The sequence below is a fragment of the Serratia sp. N21D137 genome (assembly GCF_047530005.1).
Lineage (GTDB): Bacteria > Pseudomonadota > Gammaproteobacteria > Enterobacterales > Enterobacteriaceae > Chania > Chania fonticola_B.
On record NZ_JBLJAJ010000075.1, the window covers coordinates 1 to 4,184 of the forward strand.

The window sequence follows — 4,184 nt, forward strand, 5'->3', positions numbered from 1 at the left end:
AATACAAGGAGAAAGCTACAGGAAAAAGACCTCAAACGCAGTGGCAAAAAAGCCATCTAAATGATGGTGTGGGAGCGGCCATTGTAGTTGACGCCGGATCGGCAAAAGTAATTGACGTCTAATATACAACCGGCAGCGTCGTCATTCCCGGTTGGGTAATCTCTCACCGGCAGACTTCGAGAAGAACTATTATTGCATGGCTGCTTAATAAAAGAACAAATGACAGTGTCCGCTATTGCCAGTACACCTCAAACCTATCAGTTGTCTCTCGCAGAGTTGTAGATTGCCTCGCCAGTTGATAGAACGTTGGAGCGTTCGATTCATAGATTGATTTGTGTAGGATTGGTGGATGGGTTTAGGCGTTGTATTGAGAGATAAACAGCCCTTCCTTTTGATAGATGAATAGCTTTTTTGTAACAATCATCTTTCTCATTCGGTACTATAGGGCAACATTTTTTTAAAGTGCGGTTGTTCGAGTGCTATCGCTTTTTTCACTTTCTCGCCGCCAGTTCCCTATTTATCTGGCGTTGCTGGCAATACTGATGTTGTTCGTGGCTCCAGTGATTTCGAAATCACTGGAGCATCAGCGTGCCAGTCAGCCTTGTTCGGCAGCGATAACCACCACACACAATGATATGCCTGATACGGCGGCCATGCACCACGCTATGCCAGGTATGGAGCATGATCTCCACTCTTCTTTAGACAGTGCCTGCGCTGTTTCCCAGAGCATGTCCCACCACTTGGCTTCAAACCCGGGCAGTTCACCGATGGAAGACATCGCCTGCGGCTATTGTCAGCTCCTCATTCACTTACCGCTGATCCAGACCGTTTTCATTCCTTTTATCTGGTTGATACTGCTTGTTTCACAAGCGCCTTTTTTGCCCGTCATTGTTTCTCCGTTACTGTCTGCCTGTTATTCCAAATGCCAGCCCCGCGCCCCGCCTAGCCTGTTTTCACTGCGTTAAGTTTTGCCGTTCAGCAAGACAATAATTTACCGTTTACGAAACAGAGCCTGATACAGGCCCGCTGTTTTGTGACGCTTTATGCATGGCCATTCCAGATGATGGCCAGCGAGTACCTGCTTGGGAAAGTGCAGGCCGATAAAAACAGGCTTTAACTATGAAAAATACCCGTTTCTCTTTATCACCACTGGCAACGGTGATGACCATGATGATCACCTTACCTGCGTTTGCTCAGGCTGAAGACGGCCATGAGGGGCATCAGAATAGCGTGGCTACCCTAGACGATCCGTCGGTGATGGTAGTTACTGCACCGGCCATTTCTCCATTGACGATCGTGACTTCACCTAAAACACCGCGCCAGCCGGTTCCGGCCAGTGACGGGTCTGATTATCTGAAAACCATCCCGGGTTTTTCTCAAATCCGTAACGGCGGAACCAATGGCGATCCGGTTTTTCGCGGTATGTTCGGTTCGCGTTTGCGCCTTTTGACCAACGGCAGTGAAATGCTTGGAGCCTGTCCCGCGCGTATGGATGCACCGAGTTCCTATATTTCACCAGAAAGTTTTGATCTTCTGACGCTGACCAAGGGGCCACAAACGGTACTTTGGGGGCCGGGTAACTCTGCAGGAACAGTGCATTTCGAACGTGAGCGACCTTCTTTTGAGAAAGCCGGTATTCAAGGTGATGCCAGCCTGCTCGGGGCATCAAATAGTCGTTGGGATCAAAATGCAGATATCAGCCTGGGAAATGAGCGAGGCTATCTGCGCCTGATCGGTAACAAATCTCGATCTGACGACTACAAGGATGGTAACAACCAGCGGGTGCCTTCTCAGTGGGATAAGTGGAACGCGGATATGGCACTGGGGTGGACGCCGGATAAAGACACCTGGCTGGAGCTGACCGCAGGGCAAGGCGATGGCGAAGCGCGTTATGCCGGGCGCAGTATGGATGGTTCGCAATTCAAACGCGAAAGCCTGGGGATGCGCTTTGAAAAGTCCAACATCGGGGACGTGTTCGACAAATTTGAAGCCAGTACTTATTACAATTATGCCGACCATATCATGGATAATTTCTCGTTGAGATCACCCGGCAGCATGTTAATGAGCGGCATGGGTTCGTCCATGGGCGCCATGCACGACAGTTCATCAATGAGCATGGGGACGTCGTCGGCTATGGACATGTCATCCTCAATGAACACAGCGAGCAGTTCGAGCATGAATATGAGCATGCCCATGGCTATGCAACTTGATCGCCGGACCGTCGGTGGCCGCATGATGGGAACCTGGCTGTGGAGCGATATCAAACTTGAAAGCGGCGCAGACATGCAACAGAACACGCACCGTAATAAAGAAAGCGATAGCTGGGTGAAAGATGCTCGCTTCCGTAATTATGGCGTTTTTAGTGAGTTGACTTGGACAGCCACCGATCAGGATAACGTCGTTAGCGGTGCGCGTCTGGATCGTGTGTTGGTAGATAACTTTACCGTCACCGGCCTTGCAGGACGCAACGATGTGTTATATGCCGGGTTTGCCCGCATAGAACACTCGCTGGCAGACATGCCACTGATGCTGTATGCCGGTGTGGGTTATACCGAGCGTTTCCCTGATTATTGGGAACTGTTCTCTCCAACCTATGGGCCTGGTGGCAATACCAGCGCCTTTAATAGTGTAAAAGCGGAGAAAACCACTCAGTTGGATATAGGTGCACAGTACAGCACCAAGAAACTGAACGGGTGGGTGTCCGCCTACGTTGGGCATGTTAACGACTTTATTCTGTTCCGTTATGATCCCAAGAATGCGCGCGTTAGCAAAGCCGATAACGTTAATGCCCGTATTATGGGGGGAGAGACTGGCTTCAGTTATAAACTGACGGACAGTTGGAAAACCGAGACCAGCCTGGCTTATTCGTGGGCTGAAAATACCCGTGACAGCAGACCATTGCCACAAATCCCACCGCTGGAAGCCCGCCTAGGGCTGTCATGGGAAAAAGGGGACTGGAGCAGTACCGGTTTGCTACGTCTGGTCAGCAGCCAGAACCGGATTGCCGAGAATGAAGGGAATGTCGTTGGCAAGGATTTTGCCGCCAGCCCCGGTTTTGCGGTCTTCTCTGCGAATGCGGCGTACAAAGTCAATAAGTACGTCAAAGTCAGCACGGGTGTCGATAACCTGTTCAACAAGGATTACAGTGAACACCTGAACCTTGCTGGAAACAGCAGTTTCGGCTATTCCGCGAATACGTCTGTTAATGAACCGGGCCGCACCTTGTGGGCAAAAGTTAACGTGAAGTTCTGACGCAGTCTGAGACAATTGCAGTCGGCCCTGAGAGTTGCCAGGGCCATCACATTCAACATAAACAATAAATTATCTCCTTAGCGTGGTTTTTTACATCATTGGCCCTCAAACCCCTATCCTACCCGCATGCCCTGACCCATGCAGAAAACCAGCCCGAAGAGATGATCACCGTCGCCTACCAGAGCATTGACTGGAAACACCACATCGCTGGAACCGGCGGCTACAGCATCTGGGACGATCGCGTGTATTAAGAGGAAAGGAAACCATGCAGAACAACATTGTTGCCCGGAACAAATTCTGTGACATCACCCAGATCAAATTCAGAAAGTGGAATGAGATCGACGCGATGTACTGGAAATTGACCAAAAATAATCCTGAGCGGAAAAGCGGAGAATACTATTCAAACGCCTACAAAGATGCCTACGTTCAGTACAACAGAAGACTCATCATTGAATCTGCCAATGCATTCGGTATTCCGCCGGAACTGCTGGGTGGGGTTGCCTGGATCGAGGCGGGTGGCAAACCGGAAGAATACAAACCCCTGACCATGATCTGGCGGGAACAATTCAGCTTCATGAAAAACGTCAAACCTGCAGACCATACCTCTGTCGGCTCAGTCGCGATGCAAATTCGTGTTGCGGCCACAACGCTGGGGCTCGATCCGGGCACACTGACCACTCGCGATCAATTAGAACTCGCTACTTGCCTGCTGGAAGACGAATTTAACCTGCGACTGGTTGCACAACACCTCAGAGACCTGATCCTCTATGACTACCCAGATGCCGCCACACTTCATCCAACAGATATACTGAACCGTACCGGGTTTTCGGGAGACTAAACTCTCAGTGAAAGGAGACCCGAAATGACATCCAAACGAGCAAACCGTTACCCACCAGAGCTGCGTGAGCGGGCTGTCCGAATGCTGCTGGAAC

General features: G+C 50.5%; 4 protein-coding genes. All 4 read left to right on the plus strand.

Annotated features, from left to right (window positions below):
- The first annotated feature begins 476 nt into the window (after positions 1–476).
- The 4 genes from ACMV5H_RS25075 to ACMV5H_RS25090 all read left to right on the plus strand — a co-directional run bounded on the left by ACMV5H_RS25075 (position 477) and on the right by ACMV5H_RS25090 (position 4,090).
- Positions 477–965, plus strand: a complete 489-nt coding sequence (locus ACMV5H_RS25075) for a DUF2946 domain-containing protein (RefSeq protein ID WP_008786826.1) — start codon at positions 477–479, stop codon at positions 963–965.
- Between the two features lie 154 nt (positions 966–1,119).
- On the plus strand, positions 1,120–3,252 hold the full coding sequence (locus ACMV5H_RS25080) for a TonB-dependent receptor domain-containing protein (protein WP_414822750.1): 2,133 nt from the start codon (positions 1,120–1,122) through the stop codon (positions 3,250–3,252).
- Between the two features lie 98 nt (positions 3,253–3,350).
- Positions 3,351–3,503: a hypothetical protein gene (locus ACMV5H_RS25085; protein WP_414822751.1), complete on the plus strand. Its 153-nt coding sequence runs from the start codon at positions 3,351–3,353 to the stop codon at positions 3,501–3,503.
- A gap of 14 nt (positions 3,504–3,517) precedes the next feature.
- Positions 3,518–4,090: a hypothetical protein gene (locus ACMV5H_RS25090; protein WP_414822752.1), complete on the plus strand. Its 573-nt coding sequence runs from the start codon at positions 3,518–3,520 to the stop codon at positions 4,088–4,090.
- The last annotated feature ends 94 nt before the right edge of the window (positions 4,091–4,184 follow it).